This is a genomic window from Catenulispora sp. GP43 (assembly GCF_041260665.1).
In the GTDB taxonomy this organism is placed as follows: Bacteria; Actinomycetota; Actinomycetes; order Streptomycetales; family Catenulisporaceae; genus Catenulispora.
Genome location: NZ_JBGCCT010000028.1, coordinates 115,334 through 128,670, shown reverse-complemented (window position 1 = coordinate 128,670; position 13,337 = coordinate 115,334). Strand labels below are relative to the sequence as shown.

The 13,337-nt window shown below is 68.7% G+C and carries 16 protein-coding genes and 1 tRNA gene; 4 read left to right on the top strand and 13 right to left on the bottom strand.

Going from position 1 to position 13,337, the window contains the following annotated elements:
* Nucleotides 1-53 precede the first annotated feature (53 nt).
* From ABH926_RS40510 to ABH926_RS40470, 9 genes are read right to left on the bottom strand one after another with little or no spacing between them, the layout of a single operon-like run.
* Entirely contained in the window at nucleotides 54-2,333 is a 2,280-nt protein-coding gene (locus tag ABH926_RS40510) for a cell division protein FtsK (protein WP_370371523.1), read from the bottom strand.
* A 1-nt stretch (nucleotide 2,334) separates the two neighbouring features.
* Nucleotides 2,335-3,552 carry a hypothetical protein gene (locus ABH926_RS40505; RefSeq protein WP_370371522.1) on the bottom strand — a complete coding sequence of 406 codons (1,218 nt, stop codon included), beginning with the start codon at nucleotides 3,550-3,552 and terminating at the stop codon, nucleotides 2,335-2,337.
* Nucleotides 3,552-3,896: a hypothetical protein gene (locus tag ABH926_RS40500; RefSeq protein WP_370371520.1), complete on the bottom strand. Its 345-nt coding sequence runs from the start codon at nucleotides 3,894-3,896 to the stop codon at nucleotides 3,552-3,554. Before ABH926_RS40500 ends, ABH926_RS40505 begins: the two co-directional genes overlap by 1 nt.
* Complete coding sequence (locus tag ABH926_RS40495; RefSeq protein ID WP_370371518.1) at nucleotides 3,893-4,681, bottom strand: hypothetical protein; 789 nt, start codon at nucleotides 4,679-4,681, stop codon at nucleotides 3,893-3,895. The genes ABH926_RS40500 and ABH926_RS40495 overlap by 4 nt, the downstream gene beginning before the upstream one ends.
* A gap of 11 nt (nucleotides 4,682-4,692) precedes the next feature.
* Nucleotides 4,693-4,926 carry a hypothetical protein gene (locus tag ABH926_RS40490; protein ID WP_370371516.1) on the bottom strand — a complete coding sequence of 78 codons (234 nt, stop codon included), beginning with the start codon at nucleotides 4,924-4,926 and terminating at the stop codon, nucleotides 4,693-4,695.
* Nucleotides 4,926-5,336 carry a hypothetical protein gene (locus ABH926_RS40485; RefSeq protein ID WP_370371514.1) on the bottom strand — a complete coding sequence of 137 codons (411 nt, stop codon included), beginning with the start codon at nucleotides 5,334-5,336 and terminating at the stop codon, nucleotides 4,926-4,928. The genes ABH926_RS40490 and ABH926_RS40485 overlap by 1 nt, the downstream gene beginning before the upstream one ends.
* Before the next feature lie 2 nt (nucleotides 5,337-5,338).
* Nucleotides 5,339-5,683, bottom strand: coding sequence for a hypothetical protein (locus tag ABH926_RS40480; RefSeq protein ID WP_370371512.1), 345 nt, complete (start codon nucleotides 5,681-5,683; stop codon nucleotides 5,339-5,341).
* The gene (locus ABH926_RS40475; RefSeq protein ID WP_370371511.1) at nucleotides 5,680-5,835 is read right to left on the bottom strand and encodes a hypothetical protein; all 156 of its coding nucleotides are present in this window, start codon (nucleotides 5,833-5,835) and stop codon (nucleotides 5,680-5,682) included. The genes ABH926_RS40480 and ABH926_RS40475 overlap by 4 nt, the downstream gene beginning before the upstream one ends.
* Nucleotides 5,832-6,161: a helix-turn-helix domain-containing protein gene (locus ABH926_RS40470; RefSeq protein ID WP_370371509.1), complete on the bottom strand. Its 330-nt coding sequence runs from the start codon at nucleotides 6,159-6,161 to the stop codon at nucleotides 5,832-5,834. The genes ABH926_RS40475 and ABH926_RS40470 overlap by 4 nt, the downstream gene beginning before the upstream one ends.
* A gap of 218 nt (nucleotides 6,162-6,379) precedes the next feature.
* On the opposite strand from ABH926_RS40470, the gene ABH926_RS40465 reads away from it, so the two are divergent.
* The 3 genes from ABH926_RS40465 to ABH926_RS40455 are packed head-to-tail and all read left to right on the top strand — an operon-like array spanning nucleotide 6,380 to nucleotide 8,363.
* Nucleotides 6,380-7,147, top strand: coding sequence for a GntR family transcriptional regulator (locus tag ABH926_RS40465; RefSeq protein ID WP_370371508.1), 768 nt, complete (start codon nucleotides 6,380-6,382; stop codon nucleotides 7,145-7,147).
* A gap of 22 nt (nucleotides 7,148-7,169) precedes the next feature.
* A complete protein-coding gene (locus ABH926_RS40460) occupies nucleotides 7,170-7,919 on the top strand; it encodes a protein phosphatase 2C domain-containing protein (RefSeq protein WP_370371506.1) in 750 nt (249 codons plus the stop codon).
* Between the two features lie 18 nt (nucleotides 7,920-7,937).
* Complete coding sequence (locus ABH926_RS40455; RefSeq protein ID WP_370371505.1) at nucleotides 7,938-8,363, top strand: NUDIX hydrolase; 426 nt, start codon at nucleotides 7,938-7,940, stop codon at nucleotides 8,361-8,363.
* 19 nt (nucleotides 8,364-8,382) lie between these two features.
* On the opposite strand, the gene ABH926_RS40450 is transcribed toward ABH926_RS40455, so the two are convergent.
* From ABH926_RS40450 to ABH926_RS40435, 4 genes are all read right to left on the bottom strand, one after another.
* Nucleotides 8,383-9,750 carry a tyrosine-type recombinase/integrase gene (locus ABH926_RS40450; protein WP_370371503.1) on the bottom strand — a complete coding sequence of 456 codons (1,368 nt, stop codon included), beginning with the start codon at nucleotides 9,748-9,750 and terminating at the stop codon, nucleotides 8,383-8,385.
* A 145-nt stretch (nucleotides 9,751-9,895) separates the two neighbouring features.
* Nucleotides 9,896-9,969 (bottom strand) — tRNA-Thr (locus ABH926_RS40445).
* A 48-nt stretch (nucleotides 9,970-10,017) separates the two neighbouring features.
* Nucleotides 10,018-11,631 carry an alpha/beta hydrolase gene (locus tag ABH926_RS40440; protein WP_370371501.1) on the bottom strand — a complete coding sequence of 538 codons (1,614 nt, stop codon included), beginning with the start codon at nucleotides 11,629-11,631 and terminating at the stop codon, nucleotides 10,018-10,020.
* 132 nt (nucleotides 11,632-11,763) lie between these two features.
* On the bottom strand, nucleotides 11,764-12,618 hold the full coding sequence (locus tag ABH926_RS40435) for a stage 0 sporulation family protein (protein WP_370371582.1): 855 nt from the start codon (nucleotides 12,616-12,618) through the stop codon (nucleotides 11,764-11,766).
* Between the two features lie 145 nt (nucleotides 12,619-12,763).
* Between ABH926_RS40435 and pyrE the strand changes: the two genes are divergently transcribed.
* Nucleotides 12,764-13,333, top strand: a complete 570-nt coding sequence (pyrE, locus tag ABH926_RS40430; RefSeq protein ID WP_370371499.1) for an orotate phosphoribosyltransferase — start codon at nucleotides 12,764-12,766, stop codon at nucleotides 13,331-13,333.
* The last annotated feature ends 4 nt before the right edge of the window (nucleotides 13,334-13,337 follow it).

The window sequence follows — 13,337 nt, the reverse complement described above, 5'->3', positions numbered from 1 at the left end:
AGGCGGCCTAGGGACAAGATCAGGGATTCTCCCTGCGTCCCTAGGCCTCTCCGCTAGATTTCGCCGTCGTCCGAGCCCTCTTCGGGCTCCTGCTCGGCACTCTCGGCACGGTCGGCCAAGGCGGCGTCCACCTGTCGGCGATCGACGTGCATGGTGCCGTCCTTGGTCTTGCGCGGGATCACCCCGAACGGCTTCAGTTCCTCGCCGAGCCGCTGTTGCGACCAGCCCTCGTACTCGGTCGGGTGCGCGTCGGCGAGTCGGGAGATGACCACGGAGGACTTCACCAGCGCCTCAGTGCCCATGACCGCGGCGACGTCGTCCAGCAGGTCCCGCGCCTGGTCGGCGTCCGGCTCGGCGTCGGCGACGTCGGCCGGCGACATCCCCGCCTTGTCCAGTGCCTTCATCGCCCGTGCCACAAGCGGCGTGACCTGGTCGTTGCCGTCGTCGGCGCTGATGAAGTACATCCGCACCAGCTCGAACGCGTTGGTCGAGAACCCGATCGTCAGCGCGGTGCCGATGTCGGTTGCGGGGTTGAGCGTGGTGGCGGTGATGCCGGCCTTGTGCTTGCCCGTGCCCAACAGCCCGTCGTTGGCGACGTGGTCACCCACGGCGAACGCCACCCGGTTGGACGTGTTGCGCGTGACATCCTTCGGGATGCTGGTCGCTGTCGGCGACACGGTGACGAACACCAACGTCATCGCGCACTTGCGCGCCTTCTTCAGCACCTTGATGGCCAGGTCCGCAGCTTCCTTGCCGTGTTTGGGGTGCTCGAACAGCTCGTGGCATTCGTCGAAGACCCGCACCAGCGGACGCAGCCGCTTGTCCTTCATGGCGAGCTTGCGGGTCACGGCGGTCTCGCCGTACTGCTCCAGAAGCTTCCCGCGTCGTGTGACCTGGTCCTTCAGCCACCGCAGTTCGTTCAGCGCCGCCAGGATCTGTTCGTCCTCGTCGCCCTTGACCAGCACCGACAGCCGCGGCTGCATCAGGTCATAGTCGGCGTTGAACGCCATGACGTACACGCCGATGTCTACCAGCGGGTCTTGCATCGCCCCACACAGCAGGTTCCGCGTGAACGAGGACTTGCCGGTGCCCATGATGCCGCCGACCATGTAGTTCTTGGCCATCAGCGGCGCACGGACGATCTCGCCGCGCTGCGATAGGGCGACCGGCACGCCGCGCTTGTCGAAGTAGTCCACCGTGGCGCCGGTGTCCTCGATCAGCGGATACGGCGGAACTTTCGCGGTGAGCGAGCCGGAGTCGGCCACCCACAGGTCCAGCACGCCGGGCTTGCCGGTGGGTTCGGTGGGCCAGACCTCGATCGGGGTGCGCAGCAGGTTGTGCGCCAGCACCGTCTTGGTCTTGCCGGTGCCGACCATCTCCACCGTGACACCCTGCGGAAGCTGAAGCTGGGTGTGGTAGCCGTTGCCGGAGCGCACCGTGGGCGAGACCCACCGCGGCTTCCACCCGGCCTTGAACGCCTTGTTCAGCGGTGCCAGGTTCAGGTTCCGCAGCGCCTCAGTGATCGCACCCTCATCCGGAACCGACGCCGGCGCGTCCTGGTCGACGTTAGCGGCGGACAGCCAGGCGGGCAGCTCACGGGCGTTGCGGCCAGCCACCCACGCCGCGACGGTCGCCAGCACCGGCAGCGCCTCCAGCGTCGGGCGCCACGTGGCGTTCGCGATGGCGCCGATGGCGCACAGCACGTTGAACGTCGCGGTAAACGGCGCCGTGACGGCGCCGACGTGGTCGGTCTTGGCCCACAGGGCGACGCCGATCACGGACAGGATCAGCACCGCGGCGATGATGCCGTGTGCGATGCCGGCAGCGATGCGCACCGGCATGGTCAGCAGCTCCATACGCCGCGCGTGCCGCTCGGTGCGGAACTTCGACGCGCGGGCCTCCCACTCCAGCGCCGATTCGTGGTCACCGGCCGCCGTCGCGGCGCGCATCTGCGCTTGGTGGGTTGTGGTGGTGCGGGACTCCCACGCCCGGCGCAGCCCGATGCGCACCCCGGCCAGGATGAACGCGGCCTGACGGGCGCCGAACTTGGTCGCGCGGTGCGCCAGCAGCCACCGCAGCACCGCCACGGCCTGACGCGAGACAGCGCGTGCGTTGCGGAGGGCCTGCCAGGCGGGCGCAGCGGGCTGCGCGTCCGGGTTCTCGGTCTGCTCGGTGGCGGGCGGCGTGTCCTGCTTCGGCTGGTTCAGCCACTCCGGCACGTCCAGCCCGTCACCGTAGCCCGGCGCGTCGGCGGTACCGCGGTTGGGGAAGGCCAGCACGGTCGCGCCGGCGGTGGCGTCCTGCTCGGCGCTGTTCGGGTAAATCTCGGCCATCTCAGGCCACCTCCTTGCGGACCTCGCGGATGATGCGGCTAGCGGTGGACTGACTCACCCCGGCGGCGTCCGCCAGCTCACGCGAGGTGAGTGGGGCGCCCTGAGTCAGCGAGTCGCGGTAGATGCGTGCGGCGGCGGCGTTGTCGGTGCCGACCCGCGCGGTGACGGCGGCCTGACGGCGCGCCGGGGCCGATGCGGCGGCCACGCGACGGGGCTTGGACCCGTTCTGAGTCACCGGGGGGAGACTCGCAACCACCTGCGTGAACACCGGGTGCCCGGGGGTCAGGATGTTGCCGGGCTGACTCGCCCCGGCAATCACCTTCAGCGCCGGTGACTCACCCTCGACAGCCGTCGCTGACTCAGCCGATGACTCAGACTCGGGCGAGTCAGACCCGCCGGCCGTCTCGGCGATACCGAGCCGAGTCAGGGCGTCGGCGAAGGCGGCGCGGGACAGCTTGGCGTGAACCTCGCTCGGGTCGCCGTGCCGCAGCGCGTCCCCGATCAGCTTCATCCGACCGCGGTAGGCGCGGGCCTTGGCGGTGAGCGGGAAGCGCCAGCCGTCGCGCTCCCGGTCGGTCACGCGCAGGAACTTCGCGACCCGTCGCGCGGAGTCCACGGTGACGACGTCGGTGTCGATGGCATCGGCCAGACGCAGCCACACCGCGACCCGCTCCGGAGTGACGCGCCAGCGCACCGGGCCGGAGCGCTTCTTGCTGTTGCCGGCGTTGCGGGCGGCCTTCTTCGCGGCCATCAGGTCGCGGGTCCACAGCAGCGCGACCACCACGGCGACCAGCAGCCGCATCAGCGCCTCCCGGGCCGTGCTGGCGTCAGTGCTGGACATGACGCCGGATGCCAGCGCCAGCACCCACACCAGCACCCCGTCCACGCCAGCGTCCGCGCCGTCCTCGACGTTGGCGCGGGCACGCAGCCCGCACGCCAGCAGCGCGATTTCCATGAACCCGAACAGCACGATGCGGAACCCGACCGGCAGGCCCATCACGGCGCCGAAGAACTTCCACATGCCAGAGGCCTGCACCGAGGTGGCCAGCAGCGCGGCCACGTTGATCAGGGTCGTAATGCCGCGCTCGCGGCCGGCGGCGCGAGCGCGCTTAACCACGCGCACCGCCAGGACCAGCAGCGCCAGCAGAATCACACCGGCGGCGCCGGCGATGACCGCGGGGTTCGCGGCCACCCAATGCGTCAGTGTCTTGGTGTCCATCAGGCCTCTCCTCCCAGGTCGAACAGCGGAACGTCGTTTTCGTGCTTCGCGGCGGCGGCGCGGGCGGTGCGCCGGGTCGCGGCCAGCTGGCCGTCGTAGCAGGGCTCGCAGTACGCCACCTGCTCGGCGGCCATGTCCTTGTGCGGGTCACCGGTCGGCGCCACCGCAGCGGCGATCAGGTGCTGGTAGGGCTTGTGCTCGCGCTTGCAGCGCCCGCCCGGGTTCGTCTTGTGCGCGCCCTCCGGCTTGCAGCCGCCGATGCACTGGCACTGGAAACCGGCGGCCTGCATCACCGCACGCCACACCGCCTCAGCGGCGATCGGGGCGAAGTCGGTCGTGGTCATCGGTTCGCCTCCTTCACACCGGTCAAGGCGACCTCTTGGGCTCGGCAGATCCACGACGCGATAGCGGCGACTGTGGGCCATTCCCAACCGGCCAGCCAGTTCACGGCGCCCCGGTCCCCGTCGCCCAAGCACAGCCCGGCGTCGGCGAGCAGACCAGCCAGGAACTGACGCTGAGCGTCCGCGCCGAGGTGCTGTCCGGCGTTGAGCACGCTGTTCAGCCCGTCGAATCCGAGGGTGTCCACCGGCGCGATACGCACCTGAAGCCCGGTCGCCTCGTGGCGGTAGTTGTAGGGCTTCCCGCCGCGCTCGTCGCAGCGCACGACGTCACCGCTGATGACCTGGTCCTGCTCCCAGTCCCGCCAGGTGCCGGCGTCGGGGTTGAAAGCCTGGATCTGGAAGAACTCCGCCAGCTCCGGGCCGTCCTCGTCCCCGCCGATCACTTGCTCGACCGGGCGGATACGCCAAATGCCCAACTCGCCAGGCCACCAGTCAGAACGCGAGCCGAGGTTGAACCAGCACTGAGCGCCCGGTGGCAACGCATGGCACTGCTCGGAGTGAGTCACCTCGTACTGCACGCACTCGACGTCATCGAGCGGGTGCCGACCGGTGAAGATGCGCACCGTGTGCCAGGCGAACTCCGACTCCTCGACGCGCAGCCGCAAGTCCATGTACTTGCGGACCATCCGCGAGGTGCCGCGGTTCGCGTACTCGCCGGACTCCTCGACCACGTCGAAGGCGCTGCGCAGCACGGCGGCGTAGGCCTCGACCTGGTCGGGGGTGTCCATCAGTCGAATCTTCATCGCGCACCCCCGAACAGCTCGTTCCGCGCCACGTCGAAGAACACGACGTGGACGGCGTGCGTGCCGGTGCGCTTCTTGACCGCGTTCAGCGCTTCGGCGTAGATGTCGGCGCGGCGCCAGCGGGCGGTGACGTCGGTGACGCCGCTTTCGGTAGCGAGGCTGTCGTTGCCGAACCGGACCGTAATGATCCAGTGGTAGGCGGTGGTCGGCGTGTCCGTGGAGAAGCCCATCACGCACCGCCGTTCTGCAGCTCGGCGACGGCCGGCATCGGGTACGGACAGCAGTCGCAGCCGCAGCCGGGGAGGTGGCCGCAGTCCGGGCAGGCGTAGGCGGCGGCGAGCGTTGCCAGCAGTCGCGGCGAGGCGGTCTTGCCCTGGCGCGGGATGCCGCCGATCAGGACGTTGTCGGCCACCAGCGCGGCGGCGGCGACCTCGTTGGTCGGCGCCCACGCGGCGGCCATAACGTCGGCGTTGATCTGCTCGATCAGCGCGGCGGCGACCTCGGCGTGACGGGCGTCGGTGGCGTTGTCCGCCTCCAGCCGCGCCGCAGCGGCAACGTGGTCACGGATCAGGGTGTTGCGGCGGGCGATGTCCGCCTGCAAGCCGTTCAGCACGTGCTGAATCGCGAAGGTGTCGGGCATCGTCAGCGCCCCTTTCCGGACGTCGTGGAAGTCGAGGACGCGCCGTGCATCGGGGTCAGGTCCGGGGTGGAGGTGGCTCCCGGCATCGGCCAGGAGTGCTCGGGGTTCGAGGTGGTGGATGCGCCGCGCAGCACGTGAACGGCCACCAGCCCCACACCGACGAAGAACGCGACCGAGACGACGAATCCGATCGCCTTGGCCAGCAGCAGACGCCACCAGCGGGGACGCAGCCCACGCACTACCACGACCGGCGTCGCGCCGGCGGTGGAGCGCCGCACCCGGCGGTCCGCGCGCACCTCATAGACGACCAGGCCGACGGTGCCGACCACGATGGCCAGGACGATCATTCGGCCACCGCCTCGACGCCGGCGCCGCCCATGTACTCCAGCAGGCCGGCCAACTGCTCCTCGACCGACTCCAGCAGGTACGTGCGGTCGCAGAACTCGTCTTCCATGCCCTCGCGGATCTCGGCGAGGATCGCCTTCATCACGTCCTTCACGACGCCACCGCCAGACCGGCCTGCCACTCGGTGGTCAGGTCGCTCATGGTGACGCTGCGGCCGTTCTCCACCTCGCCCATGGCGCGCTCGACGAACGCGCGCGGGATGCGGAAGTTGGCCTGGTCGCCGGAGCCGCAGTCGAGCGCGGGCATACGGCCCGTGACGCACAGGCGGCGGACCGTCTCGCGGGAGACGCCGAAGGCCTTCGCGACCTCGTTCACGCTCATGAGGCCCTTCGGCGCCTCCTTCGCGGGGGCGGTGGGGATCTGCGAGAGGGCGGAACGCACGATCTGAATGACCGCTGCCTCGCTACGCTGGTCGAGCATCGAAACTCCTCCTGAGAGTCCGGTGTCGCCCCGGTCAGCGCAGTGTTGGCGCACTGCGAACCTCTGACCGGGGCTTTGCTGTTGTGGGTGCGGCTTCGACGCGCAACGCACCGAATGCCTTCCTAGCCACTTAGCTAGCTAGGTGCACTGGTTGCACGTTAGCGCGGAAACTGCACGCACCGCAAGGACTTAGCTAGCGAGGTAGCTAGGATGGGCCCATGAGTATCGATCCGACTGACCCGCGATCGTCGTCACGGCAGATCGCCGATGCACTGCGCGAAGAGATCGTCAGCGGACACATCGGGCCCAAGGAGAAGCTTCCGTCCGAGCGTGAGCTGGTCGAGAAGTACGGGACGGCCTCCCAGACCGTGAAGCAGGCGATCGGCCTTCTGAAGGCTGAAGGCCTGGTTGAGGGCCGCAAGGGCAGCGGTGTCTTCGTCCGCCAGGCCCCGCTTATAACGCGTGTGGGCATGGACCGCTTCTCCCGCAGCAAGCGGGCCGCCGGCCGCGCCGCTCAGCAGGCGGAGGCTGAGGCGGCGGGCTTGTCGTGGAGGCAGGAGGTCCTCCACCTCGGCGAGGTGCCCGCGCCGGCCTGGGTGGCTGAGTTGTACGGGATCGCGGAAGGCGCGCCCGTCTTCGTCCGTAGCCGGCGTGAATGGGTCGGCGACCAGCCCAACCAACTCGCGGATTCCTACTACCGGCTCGAAGTGGTCGAGGGGACGGCGATCAAGGAACTGAAGACCGGCCCCGGCGGAAGCTACGCGCGGTTGGAGGAGGCCGGCCATCAGATCATCCGCTTCCGCGAGGAACTGCTGGCGCGCATGCCCTCCCCCGAAGAGGTTCGGAACCTTCGACTGCCCGCCGGGGTGCCGGTCGTACGACTGCGCCGGACCGCTCTCACCGAGGATGGGCCTGTCGAGGTGTTCGAGAGCGTCATGGCGGGGGACCGGTTCACCTTCACCTACGAATTCGACGCGCCTGAGTAGCCGGCCGAAAGCGAGATCAACTGTGGAAGTCACCTACACCTGTCAGGCTGCGCCCGGCGGCCGTCCGAACGATGACTTCGTGATCGCCACCGAGCGATACATCGTCGTTCTAGACGGCGCGACTGCCCCGGCCGGGGTGGACTCTGGCTGCATCCACGATGTGCCGTGGCTGGTCGCGCAACTGGGGACACACCTCGCGCGGACCCTGAGTACGGAACAGGCCGCGCCCCTGGTCGAGGTGCTGCGGTCGGGGATCGAGGCGACGATGGCTAGCCATGCCGACACGTGCGACCTTACGAACCGCGACAGCCCTTCGACGACCGTCGCGATCCTGCGCCGGGGTGCTGAGGACGTTGAGTACGCAGTGCTCGGTGACTCGGCCGTCATCGTGGAGCAACGCGACGGGGAACTCGTCGTCGGCCACGACGACCGAACCTCTTACCTGCCTGCCTACGGGGTCGAGGCGGTCAGCCAGGCCCGGAACACCGAATGGGGCTTCTGGATCGCCAGCAACCGACCCGACGCCGCCGACTACGCGGTGACCGGGTTGGTGCCGGTGTCAGCGGCGTACCGCGCGGCAGTCGTGACGGACGGCATCACTCGGCTGGTCGAGCGGTACGGCCGAAGCTGGGCCGACCTCCTGAAGCGCCTGGACAGCCACGGACCTAACCAGCTGGTTAAAGACGTTCGCGCTGAAGAGCGCGCCACCCCCGCCGGCCAGTACCGCGGCAAGGTCCACGACGACGCCACCGCCGCACTCTGCCGATTCTGAGCTGAAGGAGAACCTGCCATGGGAGACAAGCATTCGGTCAGCGTCGCCGGCGCCGTCGTCCGCGAGGACGGGCGGGTCCTGGCGATTCGACGGCACGACAACGGAGCCTGGGAAGCGCCCGGCGGGGTGCTCGAACTCGATGAGACAGTCGAGGCCGGCCTGGCTCGCGAGATCCGCGAGGAAACCGGCATCGAGGCTGAGCCGGTCGCCCTGACCGGCGTGTACAAGAACATGAAGGTCGGAGTCGTTGCGCTCTTCTTCCGCTGTCGCCAGGTCGGCGGGGCCGAGACGCTGTCCGAGGAGACCACCGAGGTTCGTTGGATCCTTCCATCCGAGATCGAGACGCTCATGGCGCCGACGATGGCTGTCCGGCTGCTCGACGCGCTCTCCTACGACGGGCAGCCCCAGATCCGAACGCACGATGGCGTGCAGCTCTTGGCGTAGTCGGCCGGCGCCGTCCTGCTCACCGGGGGCGTGATGCCGCCTTGCCGGTCATGAGCACTCGGCGCTTGTGTCGGCGGTCGGCCTTGGGCGTGGGGGGCGGTGCCTGCTGCTCCACGCCTCTGTCCTCGCCGACGCCGTGCAGCTGTAGGTTCCGCGACAGTTGCTCGGCCGCACGCTGGTCGGCGGTCCGGGTGCCGCTGGCATAGAACCGCAGCGTGGTGACGCCGCCGTCGGCATGCCCAAGCCGGTCGGCGACGGTGGCAACGTCCACGCCGCCCCTCAGCAACTCAGTGGCGTTGAAGTGCCGGAGGTTCTTCAGCGGCTTCGTGACGCCCACCTTCGCGGCAAGCCGCTCGTAGCGGTGGGTGTAGGTATCCGGGTTCCACGGGGCTGAGCCGTCGGGCTCAGGAGAGAAGACGTGCGCGTCGTTGTCAAGCTTCAGCCCGACCAGGACTAGTGCGGCCACACGGCGCGCCCTAAGCGCCGACAGCATGGTCACGCTGAAGCTGTCCAGCGCCATCCACCGATCCTCATCGGTCTTGGTGCCCTTGAACTCCTTCTTTCCGTCGCGGACGACGTAGTTCTCGTCCAGGCAGATCAGGCCGTCGCCCAGGTCAACGTCCCGCCACCGCAGCGAGATGATCTCGCCGCGCCGGCCGCCGGTGATAGCCGACATCCAGAGCTGAATCCCGAAGTCCTCGTCGTATGCGAACGCCGCGTTGATGAGCGCCGCCACCTCTTGCGGCGTGTGCGGCGGAGCCTTCTTCTTGGTGACCTTCGGCTTGTGCACGAGGGCGGCGGGGTTCCTGTCGGCCCACCCCCACGAGATGGCGTAGCCGTAGGCGGCCTGAAGGATCGCGTTGATACGGATGACCGTGGTGGACGGCATCGGCTTACACACGTGCGGCAGGCAATCCCGCATGTTCGCCTTCGGTGTGCCGTTCTTGTTCCTCGGCTGGCAGTCGTGAGGCCGGCTGGTCCGGTGGTCAATCAGCGGCTTGCCCTGGCAGAGCTTTGAGCAGACCCGCAGGTGCTTGTACAGCTCATCGAGGATGTCCACACGGTCCTGAAACTGCCGGACGGTGTATTCACCTATGACCGGCTTCAGCTTCTGCTCGATGTAGCCGCGGTTCGTGACGACGGTGCTCAGCTCGTGGTCCGCGATCTCCATCCACTTGTCGAGCAGGTGGGAGACAGTTGCCGACCGGTCGGGCGACCGCCTGGACTTCGCTTCCTTCAGCAGGCGGGCAGCGTCCTCTACTGCCTCCTCCTCGGTCGCCCGGGTCGGGCCCACGAGGTAGTCCTGCTTCTTCGTGATCGGGTTGATGCCGGCGTAGACACGCGCTCGCCAGCCGGTCTTCAGCTTGTCGATCCCGCCCTTGGCCATGTCGTCAACATAGCTCTGGGTACCCCCGTCATGACAGAAATCATGACAGCGGTGGGGTGGAGCATCAGGAGGTGAGTGTCAGGCCATGAGTATCCGACAAGCTAAAAGGCCAGGTCAGACAATGTCTGGCCTGGCCTTTTGACAGAGCCTCCTGTCGGAATCGAACCGACGACCTACGCATTACGAGTGCGTCGCTCTGGCCGACTGAGCTAAGGAGGCCCGACCCATCAGCATGCACCGCGGGCCGGGGCACGAGTGTACCCGACGCTAGGGGCTGACGTCACAAGTGATCCCTGCCGGGGGGACTGTGCCTTGGAGCAGGTAGGCGTCGACTGCGTTGTCGATGCACTGGGAGCCTCGGGTGTACGCCGTGTGGCCGCTTCCGTTGAAGGTGAGGAGGTGGCCGTTCTGGAGTTGTTTGGCCAGGCCCTGGGCCCAGGGGTAGGGGGTGGCGGGGTCGTCCTTGGTGCCGACGACGAGGATGGGGGCGCTGCCGGCGGCTGTGATGGGGGCCGGGGCGGATTGGGGTTTCACGGGCCAGGTGGCGCAGGACAGGTCGGCCCAGGCGAGCATTTCGCCGAGGAGGGGGGCTTGGGACTTGTAGTCCGGGACCTCTTTGTTCTCGATCTGCTGGGCGTTCTCGGCGTCGGGGTCGGGGCGGTCGAGGCAGTTGATGGCGATGTTGGCGTCTGTCTGATTGTCGTAGGTGCTGTCGGTGCGGTCGTTGTAGAGGTCCGCCCACTGGAGGAGGCGGGTGCCGTCGCCGTTCATGGCGGCGCTGAGGGCGTCGCGGAGGTCGCCCCAGTACTGCGGGACGTACATCACCTGCAGGACCGCTGTGAGGCCCAGGGCGTAGTTCACCGTGCGGTTGGCGTCGTGGGTGGGGACGGGGTGGTCCTGGAGGGACTGGAGGTAGGTCATCAGCTTGTCGACGGCGGTGGTGCCGTCTGTGCCGAGGGGGCAGCCGGACTGGGTGACGCAGTCGGCGGCGAATTCGCGGATCAGTTTCTCGAAGCCCTGGGCCTGGGCGATGTTCATCTGCTTGGCGGTCAGGGTCGGGTCGATGGCGCCGTCCAGGACCAGGCGTCCGGTGTTGTGGGGGAACAGGCCCGCGTAGACCGCGCCCAGGTAGGTGCCGTAGGACTTGCCGAGGTAGTGGAGTTTGGTGTCGCCGACCACGGCGCGGATGACGTCCATGTCGCGGGCCGCGTTGGGGGTGCCGACGTAGGGCAGGAGGCGGGCCGACTTCTGCTCGCACGCCTTGCCGATCGCCTGGGACTCCTTCACGACCTCCGCCACCTGGGCGTCGGTGCGGGGCATCGGGTCCGCCGAGACGAACTCGTCCATGGCCGCGGTGTCGTCCGACAGGCAGCGGATCGGGTCCGACTGGCCGACGCCGCGGGGGTCGAAGCCGACGAGGTCGTAGTGCGCCGCGACGTTCTTGGTGACGACGCTCGGGTCCTGCGCGTAGGCGATGCCGGCGCCGCCCGGGCCGCCGGGGTTCAGCAGCAGGGCGCCCACCCTCTGGTCGGCGGGGCCGGTGGCGGCCTTGCGGGTCGCCATGATGTACGTCGTGCCCTTGGCCGGGTCCGAGTAGTCCAGCGGCACCGTGATCTTCGCGCACGTCCAGCCGGGACCGCTGCTCTCCGACGTGCAGGACGTCCAGTTCGGCTTCTGGTCGTAGAACTGCTGCAGGTCCGCGGGGACGGCTTCGGTGGCGGCCGCCGCGGGGGCGTTGGCGGAGGTGCTTCCCGAGGTCCCGAGTCCCCCCGGGGCCGAAGGCTTCTGCGACGCGTGCGAACTCCCGCCGCACCCAGTGGTCAGGAGAAGGCCGGCGGTGGCGACCGCGAGGGCCCGCCGTGCGGTCGGACTGGGTTTCACGGGCAGGTCTCCTCCTACAGCGCGGGATGCGCAGTGCGCGGCGCGAGCGGTGTGCATCGTTTGTGACTAGCTATCCAGAAACGTCCGATTCCACACCATGTCACAGCCGGTAGGGGAAGTAGGGTTATGCGATCACTCCGCGTCCCAACGCATAGAGCCGTCCTTACGGGAGGACTCGTAGTCCTGCCGCGAACCGCACACCGATGCGAGTGAACAAGAGCAGGTCCTGCCCGTCTCGTCCAGACGCACCTTCACCGTCTCCGAGGGCACGTTCAGACCGACGACCCGGCCCGGCCCCTCCGGCGTCACCACCTTCTCGCCGCGCGCCGGCGCCTTGGCCTTCGTCTCTACGTAGAGCGGGTGCTCATACTTGAGACAACACATAAGCCGCCCGCAGGCCCCGGAGATCTTCAGCGGGTTCACCGGCAGGTCCTGGTCCTTGGCCATGCGCACCGACACAGGCTCGAAGTCCTTGAGGAACGTCGAGCAGCAGGTGTCCCGTCCGCACGGCCCGATGCCGCCCTGGATCCGCGCCTCGTCGCGGGCGCCGAGCTGGCGGAGCTCGATGCGGGCGTCCAGCTCCCGGGCGAGCGTGCGCACCAGTTCGCGGAAGTCCACGTACTGCGGAGCGGAGAAGTACACGGTGATCTGCTTCTCCGACTCCACGAAGTCGACGCCGACCACCTTCATCGGCAGTCCCTGCTCGCGGATCTGCCGCTTGGCGACCACACGCGCGCGGGCCCGGCGCTCCCGGCTGCGCTCGTCGCGGGCCAGATCGTCCGGGGTGGCGAAGCCCACGAGTTCGTCCAGGCCGCCGATCTCCGCGTCGTCATAGGTGTCGACCCACTGCGGCGCCCAGATGCACTCCGCCACCTCTGGGCCCGCGGAGGTGGGGACCAGCACCTTGTCGCCGACGCGCGGGCTGATGGGCCCGGGGGCGTAGTAATAGAGACGGCCGTAGCGGGTGAAGCTGACGGCACAGATCATCGCCACTGATGGCTCCCAAAACAGGCGACAGCACACGGCTCGGACACGACACTCACCCTGTTGAGCCTAAGCGCAGTACTCGGCCCGAGGCGAGAGGCTGAGGAAGGCGGTCGGCGGCCGTGCCGCGTTGGCTACCCTTGGAGACATGTCCAACGCGCCGATCGTCGCCCAGCCCAGCCCCGCCCGCGATGCCCTCCTGAAGGAGATCCAGGCCAAGGCGGTGGTGCGCGGGGAGGTCACGCTGTCCTCTGGGCTGAAGGCCGACTGGTACCTGGACCTGCGGCGGATCACTCTGGACGGGACCGCTGCGCCGCTGGTCGGCACCGCGATGCTGGAGCTGACGCGGGAGCTGGACTTCGACGCGGTCGGCGGGCTGACCATGGGGGCGGACCCGGTCGCCACCGCGATGCTGCACGCCGCGGCGGCCGACGGGCGCACGCTGGACGCGTTCGTGGTGCGCAAGGCGGCCAAGGCGCACGGCATGCAGCGCCGCATCGAGGGGCCGGAGGTCGCCGGGCGCCGGGTGCTCGCGGTCGAGGACACCTCCACGACCGGCGGTTCTCCGCTGGAAGCGGTGCGCGCGCTGAGGGAGGCCGGTGCCGAGGTGGTGGCAGTGGCTACCATCGTGGACCGGGCGACGGGCGCCGCGGAGGCGATCGCCGCAGAGGGACTGCCGTACTACACGGTCTATACGCTGGGGGATCTTAATGTCTGACACA

Bases quoted from the DNA above. Each gene is read 5' to 3' on its own strand.
- ABH926_RS40510 (WP_370371523.1), bottom strand. From the start codon at position 2,333: ATGGCCGAGATTTACCCGAACAGCGCCGAGCAGGACGCCACCGCCGGC.
- ABH926_RS40505 (WP_370371522.1), bottom strand. From the start codon at position 3,552: ATGGACACCAAGACACTGACGCATTGGGTGGCCGCGAACCCCGCGGTC.
- ABH926_RS40500 (WP_370371520.1), bottom strand. From the start codon at position 3,896: ATGACCACGACCGACTTCGCCCCGATCGCCGCTGAGGCGGTGTGGCGT.
- ABH926_RS40495 (WP_370371518.1), bottom strand. From the start codon at position 4,681: ATGGACACCCCCGACCAGGTCGAGGCCTACGCCGCCGTGCTGCGCAGC.
- ABH926_RS40490 (WP_370371516.1), bottom strand. From the start codon at position 4,926: ATGGGCTTCTCCACGGACACGCCGACCACCGCCTACCACTGGATCATT.
- ABH926_RS40485 (WP_370371514.1), bottom strand. From the start codon at position 5,336: ATGCCCGACACCTTCGCGATTCAGCACGTGCTGAACGGCTTGCAGGCG.
- ABH926_RS40480 (WP_370371512.1), bottom strand. From the start codon at position 5,683: ATGATCGTCCTGGCCATCGTGGTCGGCACCGTCGGCCTGGTCGTCTAT.
- ABH926_RS40470 (WP_370371509.1), bottom strand. From the start codon at position 6,161: ATGCTCGACCAGCGTAGCGAGGCAGCGGTCATTCAGATCGTGCGTTCC.
- ABH926_RS40465 (WP_370371508.1), top strand. From the start codon at position 6,380: ATGAGTATCGATCCGACTGACCCGCGATCGTCGTCACGGCAGATCGCC.
- ABH926_RS40455 (WP_370371505.1), top strand. From the start codon at position 7,938: ATGGGAGACAAGCATTCGGTCAGCGTCGCCGGCGCCGTCGTCCGCGAG.
- ABH926_RS40450 (WP_370371503.1), bottom strand. From the start codon at position 9,750: ATGGCCAAGGGCGGGATCGACAAGCTGAAGACCGGCTGGCGAGCGCGT.
- ABH926_RS40435 (WP_370371582.1), bottom strand. From the start codon at position 12,618: ATGATCTGTGCCGTCAGCTTCACCCGCTACGGCCGTCTCTATTACTAC.
- pyrE (WP_370371499.1), top strand. From the start codon at position 12,764: ATGTCCAACGCGCCGATCGTCGCCCAGCCCAGCCCCGCCCGCGATGCC.